Source organism: Phreatobacter sp. (assembly GCF_052440005.1).
Taxonomy (GTDB): Bacteria; Pseudomonadota; Alphaproteobacteria; order Rhizobiales; family Phreatobacteraceae; genus Phreatobacter.
In genome coordinates, this window is sequence record NZ_JBQVQL010000022.1 from 14,009 (window position 1) to 34,564 (window position 20,556).

General features: G+C 68.3%; 22 protein-coding genes. 8 read left to right on the plus strand and 14 right to left on the minus strand.

All coding sequences use genetic code 11. From position 1 onward, the window contains the following. Nucleotides 1-314 precede the first annotated feature (314 nt). Nucleotides 315-2,360 (minus strand): elongation factor G, encoded by a 2,046-nt coding sequence (locus tag ACT6XY_RS07720; RefSeq protein WP_444747754.1) that lies wholly within the window; start codon nt 2,358-2,360, stop codon nt 315-317. A 171-nt stretch (nt 2,361-2,531) separates the two neighbouring features. Continuing rightward, complete coding sequence (locus ACT6XY_RS07725) at nt 2,532-2,696, minus strand: hypothetical protein (protein ID WP_444747755.1); 165 nt, start codon at nt 2,694-2,696, stop codon at nt 2,532-2,534. Between the two features lie 254 nt (nt 2,697-2,950). On the opposite strand from ACT6XY_RS07725, the gene ACT6XY_RS07730 reads away from it, so the two are divergent. Together ACT6XY_RS07730 and ACT6XY_RS07735 are read left to right on the plus strand one after the other, a co-directional pair. Next, on the plus strand, nt 2,951-3,265 hold the full coding sequence (locus ACT6XY_RS07730; protein ID WP_444747756.1) for a hypothetical protein: 315 nt from the start codon (nt 2,951-2,953) through the stop codon (nt 3,263-3,265). Between the two features lie 11 nt (nt 3,266-3,276). After that, a complete protein-coding gene (locus tag ACT6XY_RS07735; RefSeq protein ID WP_444747757.1) occupies nt 3,277-4,446 on the plus strand; it encodes a PQQ-dependent sugar dehydrogenase in 1,170 nt (389 codons plus the stop codon). Between the two features lie 3 nt (nt 4,447-4,449). Here ACT6XY_RS07735 and ACT6XY_RS07740 read toward each other — a convergent pair whose 3' ends face one another. From ACT6XY_RS07740 to ACT6XY_RS07755, 4 genes are all read right to left on the minus strand, one after another. Further along, nucleotides 4,450-5,208, minus strand: coding sequence for a class I SAM-dependent methyltransferase (locus tag ACT6XY_RS07740; protein WP_444747758.1), 759 nt, complete (start codon nt 5,206-5,208; stop codon nt 4,450-4,452). After that, nucleotides 5,205-5,564, minus strand: coding sequence for a DMT family protein (locus ACT6XY_RS07745; protein ID WP_444747759.1), 360 nt, complete (start codon nt 5,562-5,564; stop codon nt 5,205-5,207). Before ACT6XY_RS07745 ends, ACT6XY_RS07740 begins: the two co-directional genes overlap by 4 nt. 67 nt (nt 5,565-5,631) lie before the next feature. Then, complete coding sequence (locus ACT6XY_RS07750) at nt 5,632-6,039, minus strand: hypothetical protein (protein ID WP_444747760.1); 408 nt, start codon at nt 6,037-6,039, stop codon at nt 5,632-5,634. 61 nt (nt 6,040-6,100) lie between these two features. Next, on the minus strand, nt 6,101-6,364 hold the full coding sequence (locus tag ACT6XY_RS07755; RefSeq protein ID WP_444747761.1) for a SemiSWEET family sugar transporter: 264 nt from the start codon (nt 6,362-6,364) through the stop codon (nt 6,101-6,103). Nucleotides 6,365-6,459: 95 nt separating this feature from the next. Here ACT6XY_RS07755 and msrP point away from each other — a divergent pair, with 95 nt between their 5' ends. Then, nucleotides 6,460-7,413, plus strand: coding sequence for a protein-methionine-sulfoxide reductase catalytic subunit MsrP (msrP, locus tag ACT6XY_RS07760; RefSeq protein ID WP_444747762.1), 954 nt, complete (start codon nt 6,460-6,462; stop codon nt 7,411-7,413). 4 nt (nt 7,414-7,417) lie between these two features. Here the strand turns inward: msrP and ACT6XY_RS07765 are convergent, their stop codons facing one another. After that, nucleotides 7,418-8,296, minus strand: a complete 879-nt coding sequence (locus tag ACT6XY_RS07765; RefSeq protein WP_444747763.1) for an MBL fold metallo-hydrolase — start codon at nt 8,294-8,296, stop codon at nt 7,418-7,420. Between the two features lie 243 nt (nt 8,297-8,539). On the opposite strand from ACT6XY_RS07765, the gene ACT6XY_RS07770 reads away from it, so the two are divergent. Further along, nucleotides 8,540-8,893, plus strand: a complete 354-nt coding sequence (locus ACT6XY_RS07770) for a septal ring lytic transglycosylase RlpA family protein (RefSeq protein WP_444747764.1) — start codon at nt 8,540-8,542, stop codon at nt 8,891-8,893. Between the two features lie 146 nt (nt 8,894-9,039). Here ACT6XY_RS07770 and carA read toward each other — a convergent pair whose 3' ends face one another. Then, the gene (carA, locus tag ACT6XY_RS07775; RefSeq protein WP_444747765.1) at nt 9,040-10,239 is read right to left on the minus strand and encodes a glutamine-hydrolyzing carbamoyl-phosphate synthase small subunit; all 1,200 of its coding nucleotides are present in this window, start codon (nt 10,237-10,239) and stop codon (nt 9,040-9,042) included. Between the two features lie 160 nt (nt 10,240-10,399). On the opposite strand from carA, the gene ACT6XY_RS07780 reads away from it, so the two are divergent. Further along, nucleotides 10,400-10,852 carry a GatB/YqeY domain-containing protein gene (locus tag ACT6XY_RS07780; protein WP_444747766.1) on the plus strand — a complete coding sequence of 151 codons (453 nt, stop codon included), beginning with the start codon at nt 10,400-10,402 and terminating at the stop codon, nt 10,850-10,852. 5 nt (nt 10,853-10,857) lie between these two features. After that, nucleotides 10,858-11,325, plus strand: coding sequence for a DUF6644 family protein (locus tag ACT6XY_RS07785; RefSeq protein ID WP_444747767.1), 468 nt, complete (start codon nt 10,858-10,860; stop codon nt 11,323-11,325). On the opposite strand, the gene ACT6XY_RS07790 is transcribed toward ACT6XY_RS07785, so the two are convergent. From ACT6XY_RS07790 to ACT6XY_RS07810, 5 genes are all read right to left on the minus strand, one after another. After that, entirely contained in the window at nt 11,318-11,680 is a 363-nt protein-coding gene (locus ACT6XY_RS07790) for a DUF6152 family protein (protein ID WP_444747768.1), read from the minus strand. The genes ACT6XY_RS07785 and ACT6XY_RS07790 overlap by 8 nt on opposite strands. A 101-nt stretch (nt 11,681-11,781) precedes the next feature. Beyond that, on the minus strand, nt 11,782-12,732 hold the full coding sequence (locus ACT6XY_RS07795) for a YiiG family protein (protein WP_444747769.1): 951 nt from the start codon (nt 12,730-12,732) through the stop codon (nt 11,782-11,784). Between the two features lie 147 nt (nt 12,733-12,879). Beyond that, nucleotides 12,880-13,356 (minus strand): transcription elongation factor GreA, encoded by a 477-nt coding sequence (gene greA, locus ACT6XY_RS07800; protein WP_444747790.1) that lies wholly within the window; start codon nt 13,354-13,356, stop codon nt 12,880-12,882. A gap of 104 nt (nt 13,357-13,460) precedes the next feature. Beyond that, entirely contained in the window at nt 13,461-16,790 is a 3,330-nt protein-coding gene (carB, locus tag ACT6XY_RS07805; protein WP_444747770.1) for a carbamoyl-phosphate synthase large subunit, read from the minus strand. 243 nt (nt 16,791-17,033) lie between these two features. Then, nucleotides 17,034-17,600: a hypothetical protein gene (locus tag ACT6XY_RS07810; protein ID WP_444747771.1), complete on the minus strand. Its 567-nt coding sequence runs from the start codon at nt 17,598-17,600 to the stop codon at nt 17,034-17,036. A 182-nt stretch (nt 17,601-17,782) separates the two neighbouring features. On the opposite strand from ACT6XY_RS07810, the gene ACT6XY_RS07815 reads away from it, so the two are divergent. Both ACT6XY_RS07815 and ACT6XY_RS07820 read left to right on the plus strand, forming a co-directional pair. Next, nucleotides 17,783-18,502, plus strand: a complete 720-nt coding sequence (locus ACT6XY_RS07815) for a response regulator (protein WP_444747772.1) — start codon at nt 17,783-17,785, stop codon at nt 18,500-18,502. After that, complete coding sequence (locus ACT6XY_RS07820) at nt 18,502-19,833, plus strand: ATP-binding protein (protein WP_444747773.1); 1,332 nt, start codon at nt 18,502-18,504, stop codon at nt 19,831-19,833. Before ACT6XY_RS07815 ends, ACT6XY_RS07820 begins: the two co-directional genes overlap by 1 nt. A 6-nt stretch (nt 19,834-19,839) precedes the next feature. On the opposite strand, the gene ACT6XY_RS07825 is transcribed toward ACT6XY_RS07820, so the two are convergent. After that, nucleotides 19,840-20,535: an SGNH/GDSL hydrolase family protein gene (locus tag ACT6XY_RS07825; protein ID WP_444747774.1), complete on the minus strand. Its 696-nt coding sequence runs from the start codon at nt 20,533-20,535 to the stop codon at nt 19,840-19,842. Nucleotides 20,536-20,556: the final 21 nt, after the last annotated feature.

Here is a 20,556-nt window from a genome sequence, read left to right on the forward strand (position 1 = left end):
GAGCCCGTCCTCCACCGTTTGCCGCCGCGAACGGCGGAGCGGTGTTCCGCCGCATTTTGCTCAAAATGCGGGCATGCTGCCGAGGCGTGCGGCAGGTGAAATCCAGCCATGCAGGCACTCCGGTTGTGCGCTGCACACGAACACGCCATCTTCGGGTGGTCGATAGCATTTTTTGGGTCACGTCCTCCCTGTGACCCTCGCGTCGCTGTCGGCGTTCCCCTCTGGAAGGCGGCTTCCTGGTGTTCGTCATCGGAAGCCGAAACTCAAAAGGCCGGGCTCGTCGAGCCCGGCCCTTTTTTTGTCGTTCGCAGTCGTCAGGCGGCGCGGCTCTGCACGATCTTCTCAGCATCGCGACCCGTCAGCTCGGCGAGATGGTCGAATTCCGACGTGAAGGAGCCGACCCCCGCCGTCGCCGAGCGGATCTCCACGATGAGTTCGCCGATCTCCGCCTCCGGCATGAGGGCGCTCACGAGGTCCCAGCCAGGCCAGCGGTCGCGGGCATCGAAGCCGAGAATCTGGCCGCGCCGCGCCGAGACGATGGCATTGACCCTCGCTGTGGCCTCGGCGGGCACCGCCACCTGGATGCGCAGGACCGGTTCCAGCAGCACCGGCTGGCAGGCTGCGAGCGCCTCCTGGATGGCGATCCGGCCGGCCTGCTGGAAGGCCATGTCGGAACTGTCCACCGTGTGGAAGCTGCCGTCGGTGAGGGTGACCGCGAGGTCGACCACGGGAAAGCCGAGCGGCCCCTTGCGCAGGGCGTCGGCGACGCCGTCACGCACCGCCGGGATGTACTGCTTCGGCACCACGCCGCCCGTGATCCGGTCATCGAAGACGAAGCCGCTGCCGCGGGGTGACGGCCTGACGTCGATGACCACGTCGCCGAACTGGCCGTGGCCGCCGGATTGCTTGCGGTGTCGACCACGCACGCCGGTCACCGCCTTGCGGATCGTCTCGCGGTAGCCGATCGCCGGGCGTGCCTGGTTCACCGCCACGCCGTAGCGGTTGGCGAGCCTGGCGATGGCGACGCGCAGGTGCATCTCCCCCTGCCCCGCCAGGATGATCTCGCCCGTCTGCGCATCGTGGGTGACGGCGAGCGAGGGGTCCTCGTCGACGAGCTTGCCCAAGGCGAGGCCGAGGCGGACGTCGTCCTTCCGGTCGCGGGCCGCGAGTGCGGCCGAGAGGACGGGCTGCGGGGCCGCGACCGCAACCAGCGGCGCGGGCGCGGCGCGGCCGGTGGTGATCGACTCGCCGGTCGCGACATGGTCGAGCTTGCCGAGCGCGACGGTATCCCCGGCCCGGGCCTCCCGCATCTTCTCGACGCCCGGGCCGAAGAGCCGGAACAGGCCCGAGGTGCGTTCGGCCACACCCGCCGGCCCCGTGAGCACGGCGCCTTCCGCGAGCGAGCCGGCCAGCACCCGCGCGACGGAGATCTTGCCGCCGTGGGGGGTGTGGATGGTCTTCATCACCTGCGCCACCGCCTCGCCTGGCGCCGTGCCAAGGCGATCGGCCGCGGCGGCCACCGTCGGCACATCGTGGCGGAGCGCCTTGAGCAGACGCAGGACGCCGTGGGTCTGCAGCGCCGAGCCGAAGAGCACGGGCACGACGAGCCCTGCAGCGAGTTCGCGGCCGAGGTCGTCGAAGACGCGGTCGCGTGGCGGCTCGAGGTCGGAGAGCAGGGTCTCCATCAGTTCGTCGTCATGGTCGGCGAGCGTCTCCAGCATGGAGAAGCGCGCCTCCTTCTCGCGGTCGAGATCGGCGCCGTCGAGGGGAATGACCTCGGACGCCGCGTGCTCGCGATAGACGAAGGCCCGCTCCAGGGCGAGGTCGACGAAACCGGAGACGATGCCGTTCCTCCAGATCGGGATCTGCCGCAACAGCAGGGGCACCCGCGAGGCCGGCCGCAGCACTTCCAGCGTCTCGCGCAGGCGGCGGCTGGCCTTGTCGATCTTGTTGATGAAGAGGATGCGGGGAATGCCGCGATCCTCGAGCTCGCGCAGGATGACCCCGAGCGCCGGCACCTTCTTCTCGTCGGCTTCGCAGATGACCACCGCCGCGTCGACGGCGGGGATGACGGTGCGCATGTCGTGCAGGAAATCGACCGATCCGGGGCAGTCGACGAAGGTGTAGTCGTCACCCATGAAGGTGGTCGTGGCGAAGCCGGCCTCGACGCTCATCTTGAACTGCCGGGATTCGGCACTGGAATCGGACACCGTTGTGCCGCTGTCCGTGGCGCCCATCCGGGCGATGGCGCCGGTCCGTTCCAGCACCGCCTCCAGCAATGTGGTCTTGCCGCTCTGGAACGGGCCCACCAGCGCAATGCACCGGGGACCCGACTGTCTTCTGCCGGCTCGATCGCCCATGTCTGCAACCCATCGTGTCGGGGCCCGGGCGAGAAGGTCGACCCGGAAGTGACAGGCCAAACGGAGGATCTTGTTCGGGGACCTCGCGTGGGAGGCATGGTCCTCCCGCAGGAGGCCGGGCGCAAGGGTGCCGTCTCGCGCTGCAACGTCGCTATGTGACTCTGCCGCGCCTCAGCGCTGCGGCGGGCGGCGGACCGAACCGGTGCGGATATCGTCGTCGGAGACCGGCGCACGCGCCGTCTGCAGGCCTTCGGCGAGGTCCTTGGAACCGCGATCGACGAATTGCGCGAGAAGGACGGAGCCGGCGGCGACCGCGATCAGGACCCAGCGGGACATTGGAACCTCGGCACCTCTGCAAGCGACGACGTCTTGTCGCATGGGCGTGGTTAAGGTCGGGTTTACCTTGTGAAAGAGCAGAGCGACCCCACATCCATCACGCAACAGTGAGACGTTGCCGCATTTTCGCCCGGAACCATCGTGTTGCCACCATGGTTTCCGTCACTGTCGTTCACCGGACGACCGGCCGAAGTCCAACCGATTCCCATCTTCGGAAAGACCCTGGCCGACAGACATCAGGACGGAGCTGCCGAATGTTGCGTTCGCCTCAATCCTTCCGTATCGGCGCCCCCCGCGCGGGCTTCGGACGTGGCTATCCGCGCGTCCCCACCATCGTTTCTGCCGGCATCGTCGTGGCGCTGATCATCGCGCTCCTGGTCGCCGGGATTTCGCTCACGTCGGAGCTGTTCGATGCGGCCGGGCTCGAGGAGGGTTCCGAGGCCGAGACGCTGGTCCTTTCCGGCACGGTGATCGTCCTGACGCTCGGCCTTGGCGTGCTGCTCGTCGCCATGCTCCGCCGCTACGTCTCCGTCAGCCAGGATCGCAAGGATCCCCCGGTCGCGGCGTGACGGGGCGGCGCATGTCCGGGACGCGTGTCCATCGCCGCACCGTTCTAGCTTCCGGCCTCGCCGCCGTTGCCGCGGCGGGGTTGCCGCGGCGGGCGGACGCCCGCACGGTCCGGGCCGATGCGCCAAACCAGCCGCTTGCGGTCACCACCGTCGCAACCGGCCTCGAAAATCCCTGGGGCCTCGCGTTCCTTCCCGACGGATCCCTGCTCGTGACCGAGCGTCCCGGCCGGCTGCGCCGCGTCACGCCAGACGGCGAGGTATCGCAGCCGCTGGAGGGCGGCCCCCGCGTTCTCGCCCGCGGACAGGGCGGGCTCCTCGGCATTGCGCTCGACCGCGACTTTGCGCGCACCCGGCACGTGTTTCTCAGCTTCGCCGAATCCCGTGAGGGCTCGACCAACGGCACCTCCGTGTTCCGCGCCCGCCTCTCGGCGGCCGGCGACGGGCTGGAGGACGGCCGCGTCATCTGGCGCCAACAGCCGGCCTTCGCCAGCAGTAACCATTTCGGCTCCCGGATCGTTCTCGACCGGTCCGGCCATCTCCTGGTCACGACCGGCGACCGCTTCAGCCAGATGGACCTCAGCCAGGATCCGTCGAACACGATCGCAAAGGTCGTCCGCATCACGACGAACGGCGAACCGGCAGCCGACAATCCCCGGGCGGCGGGTCGGGGCGACTGGGCGCCCGAGGTCTGGGCCATCGGCCTGCGCAACGTCCAGGGCGCTGCGCTTCATCCCGAGAGCGGCCTCCTCTGGGTCAGCAACCACGGGCCACGCGGCGGCGACGGGCTCTATGCCGTGAGGCCTGGCGAGAATTACGGCTGGCCGCTGATCTCCTGGGGCACCCATTACGACGGCAGACCGGTGAACGGCGGCCTGCGCGAACGCCAGGGGCTGGTTCAGCCGCTGGTGCACTGGACCCCGTCCATCGCGCCCTCGGGCCTCACCTTCTACACCGGCGATCTCATGCCGGCCTGGAAGGGCAGCGCCTTCTCCGGCGCGCTGGCGGGCCGGATGATGGTCCGCCTCGTGCTGGAGGGCGAGCGCGTCGTGCGGCAGGAGCGCCTGCTGACGGAGCTCGGCCACCGCTTCCGCGACGTCCAGGCGGGCCCGGACGGGGCGCTCTGGGCCCTGACCGATGCCCGTGACGGCGCCCTGCTGCGCCTCGCCCCTCCTGCAGCCTGAGCCTCAGACGTTGGCGATCCGCGGATGCGGTGTCAGCACGACACAGTGGTGGCCCATGGCGTCCCCTCCGAGAACGAAGTGCTGGGCAGAGAAGCTCGTCATCAGATCGTTCTCGTAGAGCTTCACCGCATCCCGGCGGCATATGAGGAATTTCGCCGCGGCGACGATGTCCTCGCGGTCGATCACGCACATCAGGCACATGTCCGGGTGGGCCGTCAGATAGGCATGCACCGTCACCACCAGGAACGGGTAACCCGGGTGCAGCATGTCGTCGAGGCAGATCAGGCCCTGGGGATGCAGCCGGGCATGGGCGAGCGCGAGGTCGTGGCCGAGGGCCTCGGGTGAGTGCTCGCCGTCGATGTGGATGAAGCGCAGCAGTCCCCGCCCGGTCAGGCCGGCGAATTCGTCGGCGGTGAGCTTGCCGGTGTCGAACGGGCGCGGCGTGAAGCGTTCGGCCGGCAGGCCGCAGCGCGCCGCATTGGCGACGAAACGGTCCAGGACGTGATCGTCCGGCCAAGAGAAGATGTCGAAGCCGTAGGCGTGTTCCCCCGGCGCCAGTGCGTGGCCCATGGCGATGAAGAACCGGCCCTCGAAGGTGCCGATCTCGGCGAGGCTGCCGCGGATGCCCATCTCGCTCTGGCGACGCAGGAGATGGCCGCAGATGGTGGCCGCGAAGTGCGAGGACATGCCCGGCACCGTCTCGTAGCCCTCGGCGAGATAGGCATCGAGGGCGGGAATGCCGCTGACGAAGGCCGTGGTCATGCGGTTCTCCCCTGGAAAATGAAGAATGCCCCGGCGGCGATCAGGGCGAAACCGATCGCATGGTTCCACGACAGCTGTTCCTTCAGCACCACCACCGAGAAGACGGCGAAGACGAGAAGGGTGATCACCTCCTGGATCGTCTTGAGCTCGGCGGCGCTGTAGACGGCGTGGCCGATCCGGTTGGCCGGCACGGCGAGGCAGTATTCGAAGAAGGCGATCCCCCAGCTCACGAGAACGACGGTGACGAGCGGGGCCGCCTTGAACTTCAGGTGGCCGTACCACGCGACGGTCATGAAGACGTTGGAGGCCAGAAGCAGCAGGATGGGGGAGACGAAGGGCGATGTCAGCGACGCCATGGGGAACTCCGGTGGGACGGAGCATGGCTAGCACGAACCGGGCCGCGGCAGCACGACACCGCGACGATCAGGGCGTGCAATTGGTGACGCTCCAGACGCCGTCGAGCGGACCGCCTCGGACGATGAAGCTTTCGCCCAGGTCCCAGCGCCCTGCCCGCTCCCAGCGCAGTGGCGCGGGCGGGCTGTCGAGACGGTAGGCGAGATGGTGGTTGGGGCCGGAGGTGCCGGGAATCTCGTCGAAGGTGAGATAGGTCGTGCGGGCACCGATCCGGCCCCGCCAGATCTGCCGCCCGTAGCTCCGCATCCGCCCGTCGGAGGCGCGCTGACGCCAGACGGGATGGGCGAAGGCGTCGGCGGTGAAGACGAGGCCCTTGTCCGAGCGGATGACGGGCATGGCCGGATTGCAGGCGGTCGCCGGGGCGGCGGCGGTCATCAGCGCGAGAGCGGCCAGGGGCAGGACGGGCGTGCGGAACATGGAAACCTCCCGCCGCACGGTGTGCCCGGCGATCGTTTCAATCCCGATCCATCCGGCAGCCTCACCCGTATCTGACCTTGAGACCGACGATGGTGAGCTGGAGGCACAGGCTCACCGTGTTGGAGAGGATCAGCGGCAGATCGCCCAGCGAGATGCCATAGACCAGCCAGAGCGCAATGCCGCAGGAGAAGGCGGCATAGGCCGGCAGCGAGATGGCGCGGGTGTCGCGGGTCCGGATAATGCGGAGCGCCTGCGGCAGCCAGCAGAAGGTCGTAACGAAAGCGGCAGCCAGGCCGATATAGGGAACGAGGGTCTGCGGCAGCACGTTGGCCTCCGGGCGTGTCGGGTCGACTCGCCATAGCGTGATTGGATGACGGGCCGGCCGGCCTATAGCCTGTCGTAACGACGAAGGGAGCCCCCATGCTGATCAAGTCGAAGCGCGGATGGGAATTGCCGGAATCCGCGGTGACACCGGAGAACATCTTCCTGTCGCGTCGGGCGCTGGTGGCGGCAGGCGCCGGCCTCGCCACGACGGCACTCGCCGGCCGGGCGGAAGCACAGGCGGCTGATCCGACCGCCGACCTCTACCCGGCGCGGCGCAACGAGACCTACACGGTCGAGCGACCGCTGACGGCGGAAAACGTCGCCGGCAGCTACAACAATTTCTACGAATTCGGCACCTCGAAACAGATCGCGCGCGCCGCCCAGGCCCTGCCCATCCGCCCCTGGACGGTGAAGATCGACGGCCTCGTCGAGAAGCCGCAGACGATCGACATCGACAAGCTGATCCGCGCCATGCCACTCGAGGAGCGCGTCTATCGCTTCCGCTGCGTCGAGGCCTGGGGCATGACCGTCCCCTGGACGGGTTTCCCCATCAAAGCGCTGATGGACATGGTCCAGCCGCAGGGCTCGGCGAAATATCTGCGCATGGAGACCTTCGACACGCAGAGCTGGGCGCCGGGCATGCGCTCGCCCTGGTATTCCTGGCCCTATGTCGAGGGCCTCGCCATCGACGAGGCGGCGCATGACCTCGCCATCCTCGTCACCGGCATCTACGGCAAGCCGGTGCCGCGCCAGCACGGGGCGCCGCTGAGGCTCATCGTGCCGTGGAAATACGGGTTCAAGTCGGTCAAGTCGATCGTCCGCATCTCTTTCGTCGAGCAGCGCCCGCAATCATTCTGGGAGCGGCTGCAGGGCGGGGAGTACGGCTTCTGGGCGAACGTGAACCCGGCCGTCGCCCATCCCCGCTGGAGCCAGGCGACCGAGGAACTGATCGGTGGCGGCGGGCGCGTGCCGTCCCAGCTCTTCAACGGCTACGGCGAATATGTCGCGCCGCTCTACCGTGGCCGCGAGCGCGAGCGCCTCTGGGCCTGAGGCGTCAGCTCCCGCCCCCCGCGACACAGCGGAATCCGTCCCGCCAGGGGCGGATTCGCCCGACCGAGGGCGAGGGGAAATGCGCCATGCAGCACAACGTGTCGGTGTCGGTGTAGCGTTCGAGGAAGTCGCGGCGGGTCCTCGCCGCCTCGACTCTGTCGACGTCGAACTTGGTCGAGAGGTCGGGAAAGAGCGCCTGCAGCGGCGAATGAATGAGGTCACCAGGCGCGACCGCCGCGTCGCGGCCCTTGCCGAAGACGATCGAGACGTGGCCGGGCGTGTGGCCCGGCGTCGGCATCAGCCTGACATGGTCGCCGATGGCGTGGTCGCCGGCGACGAGATCGGCCCTTCCCGCCTCCACCACCGGCAAGACGCTGTCCTGGAACGGAAAGACGGGCGCCTTCGCGTCTGCCGCCTGCCAGTGGGCAAACTCGCGTGCGCCGAACACGTAGCGCGCCTTCGGGAAGGTCGGCACCCAGCGGCCGTTCTCCAGCCGCGTGTTCCAGCCGACGTGGTCTGCATGGAGATGGGTGCACATGACGTAGTCGACGTCGTCCACCGACACACCAGCCGCGGCGAGCCCGTCCATGAAGCGCGTGTCCGTCTTGCCGTGCCAGTCCGGCCGCGTGGGCCGGTGCTTGTCGTTGCCGATGCAACTGTCCACCAGCACGACGTGGTGGGGCGTGCGCACCACATAGGTCTGGAAGGCGAGGCTCAGCCGCCCGTCGGGGGCAAGGCCACCGGCCGCCGTCAGCCAGTCGCGCTCGGCGGCCATCGTCTCGACGGTCAGATCCGGCAGCATGTCGAAGGGGTCGAGGAAGCCGCCCTCCTGCTCGACGATACGGTGGATGACGAGATCGTCGGCGCGAAACGTGTCGGTCACTCTGGCCTCCCCTGATACCCGTGGCGCGAGGATCGGGCTTCGCCGGGCGCGGGGCAATCGCCATTTGCTGATGGCGACGATCGGCGCCGCTGATCGGGCCCATGGCCGTCAGGCCGCATTCTGGTCCCATTTCACCTCTAGCTCCCGTCCATCGCTTGGTGGCCGGCGTGACACTCGTCCCGGCTGCTGGAACCCACCCGGGTAGTGGCGCGTTCGCCCACCCGAGAGCCGAGATCCCCACCGATGACGTTTTCCATTCGCCTTGCCGCGATCGGCGCCGCATTTTTTGCCCTCGCCCCCTTGAGCGAGGCCCGTGCTGCCGACGGCGTCGGACTCGCCTCCTGGTACCAGCTCCCGGGCCGGACCGCCTGCGGCGGACGCCACAACCCCGAGGCCATGACCGCCGCCCACCGTTCGCTCCCCTGCGGCTCGGTCATCACCGTGACCAATCTCGCCAACGGCCGCTCCACCGCCGTCACCATCGTCGACCGGGGCCCCTTCGTCCGCGGCCGGATCGTCGACGTCTCGCGCGGAGCCGCCCGCCGCATCGGCCTCATCGAGCGTGGCGTCGGCCGGGTACGCATCGCCCGCCACTAAAGTCGGATTGCTCCCACGGCGCATGAAAAAAGCCTCGCAAGACATTGCGAGGCTTTTTCTTTGCTCATCTGGACCGGATCGGTCTCAGCGCCTGTCCGCCGCCGATCCGCCTGTGGATAACGTGGATAAAGATGCCGCGCCGCCGGTCAGGCGGGAGACTTGGCCTTGGCCTTTTCCATCATCGCGACGAAGCGATCGAAGAGGTAGTGGCTGTCCATCGGGCCGGGGCTGGCCTCGGGGTGATACTGCACCGAGAAGGCCGGCTTGTCGGTCAGCGCAATACCGGCGTTGGAGCCGTCGAACAGGCTGATGTGGGTCGGGCGGGCATTGGCCGGCAGCGTCGCCTCGTCCACGGCAAAGCCGTGGTTCATCGAGGTGATCTCGACCTTGCCGGTGTCCATGTCCTTTACAGGGTGGTTCGCCCCGTGATGGCCCTGGTGCATCTTCTTGGTCTTCGCACCGACGGCGAGGCCCAGCATCTGGTGGCCAAGGCATATGCCGAAGGTCGGGATCTGCTTGTCCAGCACGGCGCGGATCACCGGAACGGCATAGTCGCCGGTGGCGGCGGGATCGCCGGGGCCGTTGGAGAGGAAGACGCCGTCCGGCTTGAGGGCCATGACCTCGTCGACCGTCGCGCTGGCGGGCACGACCGTGACCTTGCAGCCGGCATTGGCGAGGAGGCGCAGGATGTTGCGCTTGACGCCGTAGTCCAGCGCCACGACGTGGAAGCGCGGCTCGCCGGCGGTGCCGTAGCCCTCGTCCCACTCCCAGACCGTCTCCGACCAGGGATAGCGCTGGGTGGAGGTGACGCCCGGCACGAGGTCCAGCCCGTCCATGGAGGGAAGGCCGGCGGCGCGGCGCTTCAACGCCTCGACGTCGAACTCGCCGCTCGGCGAATGGGCGATGACGGCATTGGGCATGCCCTTCTCACGGATGAGCGCGGTGAGCGCGCGGGTATCGACCCCGCACAGCCCGACGATGCCGCGGCGCTTCAGCCAGAGGTCGAAATGCCCGCCGGAGCGGTAGTTCGAGGGGCTGGTGATCGCCGCCTTCAGCACCACGCCGCGCACGCCCGAGGCGGCGGCCATGTTGACCGTCTCGATGTCCTCGTCGTTGGCGCCGACGTTGCCGATATGCGGAAAGGTGAAGGTGATGATCTGCCCGGCATAGGAGGGATCGGTCAGAATCTCCTGGTAACCGGTCATGGCCGTGTTGAAGCAGACTTCGCCGTCGGCGATGCCGTCCGCTCCGAGTCCGAAACCTTCAATCACCGTTCCGTCCGAGAGGACGAGCAGGGCCGTCGGCTTGGGATCCGTCCAGCCGGATTCGTATTGTCTGTGTGTCATGAGGCGCCTACATAGCGACGACTTGGGCGTCGGTCAAAAGGAATGCGGGCTCCCGCCTGCGGAAATCCACCGCCGCCTCCGGCTTTTTCGACGCAGTCGGCCCTGCCCTGCTCTTTCCGGGCCCGGGCCGCCGCCCGCGTCTCACCTTAGGATTTTCCGCATGCTGCGCGACCGTTTCATGAGCGATCTGAAAGAGGCCATGAAGGGCGGCGACAAGCCGCGCCTCGGCACGATCCGCCTCATCCAGGCCGCGCTGAAGGACAAGGACATCGAGGCCCGCGGCGCCGGCAAGGGGCCCATCTCGGACGACGAGATCCTGCAGCTCCTCCAGAAGATGGTGAAGCAGCGCCAAGAGAGCGCCAAGATGTATGGCGAGGGTGGACGGCCCGAACTCGCCGACCAGGAGAATGCCGAGATTGCCGTCATCTCCGCCTATCTGCCGAAGCAGATGGACGAGGCGGAGGCCAAGGCCGCCATCGCTGCCGTCATCGCCGAGACGGGCGCCACGGGCGTGAAGGACATGGGCAAGGTCATGGGCGAGCTGAAGGCGCGCTATGCCGGCCAGATGGACTTCGGCAAGGCGAGCCCGCTCGTCAAGCAACTTCTCGGCTGAGCCCCGTGGAGACGCTGGTCGGCCTCTGGACCGATCTCGGCCGGATCACCGGCGTCGCCCTCTCGACACCCGTCTATGCCGCGGTGTCGGCCCTCCACGTGGTCGGCCTCGCGCTGCTCTTCGGCCCCATCGCCCTGGTCGATCTCAGGATCGCGCGGCTTCTTCGCTCCCTCGATGTCTCCGCACTGGCGCTGCTGCGCGCCACCGCCAGGATCGGCATCGCCCTCGCGGTCGCGACGGGCGTGCTGCTCGCTGCGGCCCGGCCGGACGAATATCTCGCCAACCCGACCTTCCTTGCAAAGCTCACGGTGGTCGGGCTCGGCCTCGCCAATGCGCTGGCCTTCGAGGTCGCGGCGCGGCGGACGGGGATCGCCGCAATGCTCGACCAGCCCCTCGCCCGCGCGAGCGCCCTCGCCTCGCTCGCCCTGTGGCTCGCGGCGATCGGTCTCGGCCGCTGGATCGCTTTCACCTGAGCTCGACGCGACGGCCGGCCACCTCGACCCATTCGGCGCGATAGACAGTCGGATTGCCGCGGTTCTGATAGGCGTAGACACGCACGGTCTTGCCCGCCGCGATGTCCTCTGCCGTCAGCCCGCGGGCCTGCATCCGCGAGGTCGGCGCGAGCTCGATGGTGAGTTCCTGGCCGTCCTTCTGCATGAACAGCGTGCCGTGGGGGTTGGCATAGGTCGAGCGGGCGACCGGGCCGGAATGGTCGAGGACCTTGTCGCGGTCGAAGCCGCCCCAGCCGTGATGGGCCAGGGCGGCGCCGGACACGAGGGTCGCGCCGGCGATGGCGGCGGCGCTCAGGACGGTGCGGCGGTTCGGCATGGTCGGTCTCCCACGAGCGGCGGATGCACCAGACTAACGCAGGGTCCCGCGGGCCGGACACCGACGGGCGCTCACGCCTGCGTGAGGGAGCCTGCGACCCTTTATCGCCCGATCCGCAGGCGCGTCTGCGCCATGGAGACCATCATGTTGTAGTTGTTGACGATCCACATGCGCTCGTGGCCGCCGGCCCGCCGCGCGTCGCCGCGGACGCGGCCGAGCTTCTGGCGGTATTCGCGCAGGCTGCCGAGCCAGGACCCGGCCTGGCTGTCGATGACGGAGGCGCCGGAGGGATCCGTCTCCTTCAGCTTGTCGAGGTCGCGGAGCGCCGCGGAATAGCGGCCGATGGCGGCGTCGAAGGCGGCGAGATCGACCACGGGCCGCTCATCCGACGGCATCAGGTCCATGACGGCGCGCGCGGCGATCATCACGTTGCGCACGTTCCAGCGGGCCGAGCGCCCTTCCCGCCGCTCGATGTCCGCGAGTTCGCGGCCATCGAGGTCGGCGCGCATCGCCCGCATGTGCTGCTCGACCTCTGCGCGATCCTTGAGGAAGGCCTCGGCGGCCGGCACCATCTCGCGGTGCAGTTCGCGGCCCAGCGCCGCGCCGTCGTCCTGGTAGTCCTTGCGCTCGTAATAGACGTTGGCGCGGGCAATGAGCGGCGCCAAGGTCGCATAGGACTGGATGTAGCGGCGCATGGCGTCGTCCAGGTCCGGCATGGCCGGCTCCTGGACCACCGCCTGCTCGGCCTTCTCGATCTCGCTGCGAACGTCATAGAGGCTGTAGAGGCCATAGGTGATGTAGCGCTCGCGCCCCGTCGGGCCGCGCCGCAGGTCGACCCAGCTGCGGTAGCGGTTCCACGAGTCCACGGCCCGCAGAGTGCGGTTGAGCAGCGCGGTATAGGCGTTGGACTTGACGATGGCGGCCTGTAGCGCGGCATCCGGTGCGGCCCTGTCCTGCGCGAGGGCCGGCGCGGCGCCGAGGATCACCGCTCCGAGCCCGAGAAGAAGCGCGCGGCGGCGGTCGGGCCGATCGGTCGGGCAAGGCATCGTCATGGCGGAACGTCCTCTCCTGGTGACCGCCATGATGGCCGGAGGGCGTTTCAGTCCGTCAGCGAGGCTTCGGGTCCATCGTTTCAGCGGCGCGAAAAAGGCGCCGCCCGCCCGGACGACGCCTTCCCACGCCTTGCCTTTGCGCAGGCCTCAGCCCCAGCGGATCTCCAGGACCTCGTAGCTCTGGGCGCCCTTGGGCGTATTGACCTCGACGACGGTGCCGGCGGCCTTGCCGATGAGGGCGCGCGCCAGCGGCGAGGAGATGGAGATACGGCCGGCCTTGGCGTCCGCCTCGCTGTCGCCGACGATCTGCCAGACGCGCTCCTCCTCGGTGTCCTCGTTGACGAGCTTCACCGTGGCGCCGAACTTCACCGTATCACCGGAGAGCTTGGTGACGTCGATCACCTCGGCGCGCGCGATGAGGCTCTCGAGTTCCGCGATGCGGCCCTCGTTGAGCGACTGCTGCTCCTTGGCGGAATGATATTCGGCATTCTCCGAAAGATCGCCGTGGGAGCGCGCCTCCGAAATCGCCGCGATGATACGCGGGCGCTCGACCTGCTGGCGTTCCTTCAACTCGGCTTCGAGCTTGGCGAAACCGCCGACGGTCATCGGAACCTTTTCCATGATGCTCGCCCTTGCCTTTCAATGACGAATAAAGGTCCGCGGGCCGAGGACGCCGGCCCCGCGAACCTTCATGGTGAACCCTTGCGTGTTCCGGCAGTGGCCGGAAATCAGGCCTTGCCGAAATAGCTCTGCAGCGCGCGCACCTCGAGGTCCCCCTCGAGATAGGCCTTGATGCCCTGTGCGGCGGCCACAGCACCTGCAAGAGTGGTGTAATAGGGGACCTTCTGCAAGAGGGCCGCACGGCGCAGGGACCTGGAGTCCGAGAGCGCCTGGGCACCCTCCGTCGTGTTGAAGACGAGCTGGACCTCGCCGTTCTTCAACGCGTCGACGATGTGCGGCCGACCCTCCAGCACCTTGTTGATCTTGCCGCAGGGGATGCCCTGCTCGACGAGATAGCGCTGGTTGCCGGAGGTGGCGATGATCCTGAAGCCGAGGCCGTGCAGCATGCGGATGGCGTCGAGGATGCGCGGCTTGTCGTCATCGCGCACCGAGACGAAGACCGTGCCGGAGACGGGCACGATGGTCCCCGCGCCCAGCTGGCTCTTGGCGAAGGCCGTGGCGAAGGTGCGGTCGAGGCCCATGACCTCGCCGGTGGAGCGCATCTCGGGCCCGAGCAGCACGTCGACGCCGGGGAAGCGGGCGAAGGGGAAGACCGCCTCCTTGACGCCGACATGGTCGAGAACCTTGGGCTTCAGGCCGAAGGACTCCAGACTCTCGCCCGCCATGATCCGCGAGGCGATCTTGGCGATGGGCTCGCCCACCACCTTGGCGACGAAGGGCACGGTGCGGGAGGCGCGCGGATTGACCTCGAGGACGTAGATGTCGCCGTCCTTGATGGCGTACTGGACGTTCATCAGCCCGCCGACGTCGAGGGCGATGGCCAGCGCCTTGGTCTGGCGCTCCAGTTCGGCCAGCATCTGCCCGGGCAGCGAATAGGGCGGCAGCGAGCAGGCGCTGTCGCCGGAATGGATGCCGGCCTCCTCGATGTGCTCCATGATGCCGGCGACATAGCTGGTCTTGCCGTCGGCGAGGCAGTCGACGTCCACCTCGATGGCGTCGGAGAGGTAGCGGTCGAAGAGCAGCGGGTTCTTGCCGAGGACCGTGTTGATCTGGCCGGTCTTGTCGTTGGGATAGCGCGCCTTGACGTCGGCGGGTACCAGCTCCGGCAGGGTCCCGAGCAGGTAGTCGCCGAGCTGGCCCTCCTCGCGGATGATCTGCATGGCGCGGCCGCCGAGCACGTAGGACGGGCGCACGACCAGCGGATAGCCGAGCTCGCCGGCGATCAGGCGGGCCTGCTCGACCGAATAGGCGATGCCGTTCTTCGGCTGCTTCAGGCCGAGCTTGTCGAGGAGGCGCTTGAACCGGTCGCGGTCCTCGGCGAGGTCGATGGCGTCCGGCGAGGTCCCGAGGATGGGGATGCCAGCCTCCTCCAGCGCGCGGGCGAGCTTCAGCGGCGTCTGCCCGCCGAACTGGACGATGACGCCCTTCAACGTGCCGTTCTGCTTCTCCCGCTCCATGATCTCGATGACGTCCTCCGCCGTCAGGCTCTCGAAATAGAGCCTGTCCGAGGTGTCGTAGTCGGTGGAGACCGTCTCCGGGTTGCAGTTGATCATGATCGTCTCGAACCCGGCGTCCGAGAGCGCGAAACAGGCGTGGCAGCAGCAGTAGTCGAACTCGATGCCCTGGCCGATCCGGTTGGGGCCGCCGCCGAGGATGACGATCTTCTCACGCCCCGAGGGCTGCGATTCGTCGGCGAGCGCGCCGGCGAAGGGCGTCTCGTAGGTCGAGTACATGTAGGCGGTGGGGGATGCGAACTCCGCCGCGCAGGTGTCGATCCGCTTGTAGGCGGGCCGCACGCCGAGGGCCCGGCGGGCGCGGGCGACCTCGCCTTCCGTCTTCTCGGTCAGCACGGCGAGGCGGGCGTCGGAGAAGCCCATGGCCTTGAGGCGGCGCAGCGCGCCGGCCGTGGTCGGCACGCCCTTGGCGCGCACCTCCGCTTCCATGTCGACGATGCCGCGGATCTGCTCGAGGAACCAGGGATCGATGCGGCAGTAGGCGTGGATCTCATCGTTGGAGATGCCGAGCCGCATGGCCTGGACCACCTTCAGGAGGCGGTCCGGCGTCGGCGTGCCGAGGGCGGCGCGGATGGCGTTCTTGTCGTCGCCCTTGCCGAGGCCCTCGATCTCGATCTCGTCGAGGCCGGTGAGGCCGGTCTCGAGGCCGCGCATGGCCTTCTGCAGCGATTCCTGAAAGGTGCGGCCGATGGCCATGACCTCGCCGACCGACTTCATCGAGGTGGTGAGGACAGGGTCGGCGCCGGGAAACTTCTCGAAGGCGAAGCGCGGCACCTTGGTGACGATGTAGTCGATCGTCGGTTCGAAGGAGGCCGGGGTGGCGCCGCCGGTGATGTCGTTCTTCACCTCGTCAAGCGTGTAGCCGACGGCGAGCTTGGCCGCGACCTTGGCGATGGGGAACCCCGTCGCCTTGGAGGCGAGCGCCGAGGAGCGCGACACGCGCGGGTTCATCTCGATGACGACCAGGCGGCCGTCGGCCGGGTTCACGGCGAACTGGACGTTGGAGCCGCCGGTCTCGACCCCGATCTCGCGCAGGACGCGGATCGAGGCGTCGCGCATCATCTGGTATTCCTTGTCGGTCAGCGTCAGCGCCGGCGCGATGGTGATCGAATCGCCGGTGTGGACGCCCATCGGGTCGAGATTCTCGATGGAGCAGACGATGATGGCGTTGTCGGCGCGGTCGCGCACGACCTCCATCTCGAATTCCTTCCAGCCGAGCACGCTCTCCTCGACCAGGACCTCGGTGGTCGGCGAGGCGTCGAGGCCGCGTTCGACGATCTCGATGAACTCGGCCTTGTTGTAGGCGATGCCGCCGCCCGTGCCGCCCATGGTGAAGGAGGGGCGGATGATGGCGGGAAGGCCGATGTCGTCGAGCACGTCGAGGGCGGCGCCGAGCGACTGGACCACGTGGCTCTTCGGCGTCTGCAGGCCGATCTTGGTCATGGCCTGGCGGAAGCGCTCGCGGTTTTCCGCCTTGTCGATGGCGTCGGCCTTGGCGCCGATCATCTCGACGTCGAACTTCGCGAGAACCCCCATCTCCTCGAGCTTGAGGGCGGTATTGAGCGCGGTCTGGCCGCCCATCGTCGGCAGCAGGGCGAAGCCGCCGGGCGTGACGTTGCGCTCCTTCTCGATGATTTTCGCCACGATCTCGGGCGTGATCGGCTCGATATAGGTGGCGTCCGCCATGTCCGGGTCGGTCATGATGGTCGCGGGATTGGAGTTGACCAGGACGATCCGGTAGCCCTCCTCCTTCAGCGCCTTCACCGCCTGCGTGCCCGAATAGTCGAACTCGCAGGCCTGGCCGATGACGATCGGGCCGGCGCCGATGATCAGGATGGAGGAGATGTCGGTGCGTTTCGGCATGAGGCTCCGGCCCTTTGAAGGCTCGTCTGGATCTTCGGGGACGCCCGGCGCAAAAAAAGAGGCCGGACTCGCTTCGAGCCAGCCTCCCGCAACCGCATCCCCTGAACATCGGGTCGCGTGATTAAGCGGCCCCTATAGACGGCTTTCCCGCCGATGGGAAGCCGCGACGACGACGCGGGCGGCAGCCGCCCGGTCGCGGAGTTGAAACGCCGCCGCGCCGGGGTGGGCGCGGCGGCTTCCGGCTCACGCCGAGACGTCGAACAGGAGCGAGGTCGTGCTTCCGGAGGTCGATTGGCCGGAGGTGCCGTAGCCCGACCCGAGCTTCTCCTGGAGCTGCTTCAGGAAGTCCTGGAGCGCCGTGCTCACCGCCGAATCGTTGGTGGTGATCGTGAGGCTGGTGGTGCCGGAGCTCTCGCTCTCCTCGCCCGGGGGCGGGCCGGGGGGCGGACCGCCCGGACCACCGGGGCCGCGCCCCCCGCCAGGGCCGTTGGCGAAGGTCTCGGAGAAGATCTCCTTGAGTTCGGCCGCCTGGTCCTCGGTGAGCGTGCCGGCCTCGACTTGCTCGGCGATCAGGCTGTCGATCTTGGACTTGGCCTCGTCGGGACTCGGAGGGGCGGTGCGCGTGGCGGAGAAGCTGCCGCGCTCGGCCTTCATCGCCTGGTCGATCTGGTCGAGCGCGGACGAGAGCGCGCTCGCGTCCGTCGAGGATACCTCGCCGGACGAAACCTGTGCGGCGAGGGTGTTTTGCAGCATGTCGCGCGGCGAGGGTCGCTGCGCGGCGTACGAGGACGATGAAATCGTCGTCGTCATGGGTGCCTCCTTCGGTGGCGGTAACAGGACTACACTGACAACCGCAGGACGCGCCGATATGCTTAATGCGATCTTAGCGCCCCCGCCGACTTGGTTTCGAACTATTTCCGCAGCCCCGCACCGAAACAGACCGAAACAAATTTCTGTTTCTCCACCCGTCTCCCCTCACCTATCTGTCCGCCATGTCGAGCGAACCCCACATTCTCATCGTCGAGGACGACCGCGAGATTCGCGGCCTGATCGCGCGTTTCCTGAAGTCCAACGACTTCCGCGTCTCCACGGCCGGCGACGGCCGCGAGATGGACAGGATCCTGGTCGACAGCCGGATCGATCTCGTCATCCTCGACGTCATGCTGCCGCACGAGGACGGCCTTTCGATCTGCCGCCGGCTGCGATCGCAGACCAAGCTGCCGATCATCATGGTCTCGGCCAAGGGCGAGGAACTCGACCGGGTGCTGGGCCTCGAGCTCGGCGCCGACGACTACCTCGTCAAACCCTTCGCCTCCCGCGAGCTGCTGGCGCGGGTGCGGGCCGTCCTGCGACGCTCCAACGGGCAGCAGGACGAGCCGCCGGCCGACGCGTCCCACCGGTTCCAGTTCCACGGCTGGACGCTGGATGCGCTGCGCCGCAGCCTCACAGATCCGGGCGGCGCCCGCGTCTCGGTCACCGACGGCGAGTTCGACCTCTTGCGCGTCTTCTGCCAACGGCCGGGCCGCCTCCTCAGCCGCGACCAGCTCATCGACCTCACCCAGGGTCGCGCCGCCGGCCCCAATGAGCGCAGCATCGACATCCTGGTGGTGCGCCTGCGTCGCAAGATCGAGACAGATCCGCAGCGTCCTGATCTCATCAAGACCGTCCGGTCCGGCGGCTACATGTTCACGCCCGACGTCGAGGCGCAGTGATGGCCGACCGGCCGGGACCACTCTGGGCACGGCTCCTTCCCGACAGAATCGCCGGCCAGATTGCCCTGCTGGTCATCCTCTCCGTCTGCGCGCTCCATCTGGTCTTCTTCATCACGGTGATCTGGTCGCGGCAGGATCGGGCCGAGCATCCGGCCGAGACGACCGGCCGCGTCGCGGGCTTCGTCCGTCTGCTCGACGTCACGCCGCCCGCCGAACGGCCGCAAGCGATCGCCCGCATCCGCAGCAGCACGCCCGACCTGGGCATCGAGCTTCCGGCGGCTGAAACGCCGGCCGCCCCTTCCGTCCCAGACCACCGCGCGATGCACCTGAGGCGCCTGCTGGGCGAGGGTTTCAACGTCGGCGAGCCGGTGGAGGCCCGGGGCCAGGCAGGAGGCGACCGTGTGCGGATCGTCATCGGGCTGAGGGATGGCACGCCCGCGGCGGTGACGCTGCTGAGGGACAGGCCGCCGCCGCCCCCGGGCGGTCCTGTGCGGGCGACGATCATCTTCGTTCTGGTCAGTCTGGCCATGCTCGGATCATGGGCGGCGCTGTCGCTCACCAAGCCGCTGCGCGCCATCGAGGCGACGGTGGAGTCCTATGGCTTCGGGCAGACCGTTCAGCCGCTGCCCGAGAGCGGGCCGCGCGAGATCCGCACCGTGGCGCGCGCGCTCAATCGCATGCAGGAGCGCATCACGAAGCTGGTCGACGACCGGACCAAGACCCTCGCCGCGGTCGGCCACGACCTGCGTACGCCCATCACCCGGCTGCGGCTGCGGGCGGAGATGCTCGATGAAAGCCCGGAACGCAGCCGCATGCTGGCCGATCTCGACCAGATGGACGCGCTGGTGCAAAGCGCCCTCACCCATCTGCGCGACGGCCGCAGCGACGCCGCGTCCACCACCTTCGACCTGCAGAGCCTGCTCCAGACGATCGCCGACGGCTATGCCGACATGGGCAAGCCGGTGACCATGACCGTCTCGGGCCGCCTGCCGGTCCGCGGCCGGCCGCTGGACGTCGAACGCGCGGTGGCCAACGTGGTCGACAACGCGATCAAGTACGGCGGGGCGGCGGAACTGTCGCTGACCCGCGAGGGCGACATGGCGGTGATCGTCGTGGCGGATCACGGCCCCGGCATTCCGGCCGCCCGGCGCGCAGCGATGCTGGAGCCATTCGTGCGCGGCGAGGACGCACGGACCATGAATGACACGGACGGCTTCGGCCTCGGGCTGACGATCGCCCGCTCGGTGATGGAAGCCCATGGCGGCGGCATCGCCCTCGGCGACAACACCCCGACAGGCCTTGTCGTCAGGCTCAGCCTGCCGATGTCCTGATCGCCTTCAGGGGCGGACGGTCGCCGCGCGCGGGGAGAGTTTCTCGGCGAGCGTGCGGGCGAGGTTGACCCCGAGGCAGTGATAGCTGCCATCCACCATGTTGTCGCCGGCTGTCGGCAGCATCTCGTCCGGGCGGAGCCGGCCTTCCGTGATCAGGGTCGAGAACAGCTCGCTGCGACGGAACACCGGCGTGTCGGTTTCCACAGCCACCTCATGGAGGGCGGCGACATAGCCGGGATAGGCCGGGAAACGATCGGCGCGCGGCAGCGGCAACTGGTCCATCAGCAGGACGTCCGCCCCGCCCTCGCGGATCATCGCAATCCCTTTGCGCAGGATGCGCTTGAACTTCTCGATGCCGATATCGTGGATCGCGTCGAAGACGCCGGCCTGCCAGATGACGAGCTTCGGCTGCTCCGACAGCACGTCCGCTTCGATGCGCTGGTACATCTGGTGGGCGGAATTGCCGCCGACGCCGGAATTGATCACGTCGATCTCGTGCCCCTGCAGCAGGGACGCCAGAGCGGCGCGCATGACGGCGGGATAGGCGCGCTCCTCGGAAGAGGCGCCGGTGCCGAGGGTCGACGAAGAGCCAAGCGCTACAATCGTAAGCTTCTGCCCGTCGGCGATGGCGGCACGGGCACGCGGCAGGTCGGCCGGGAAGCTGCGGAGCGCGGCGGGCACGGGGCATGACACATCGGCCACCACGCGCGTCTCCGACCCCTG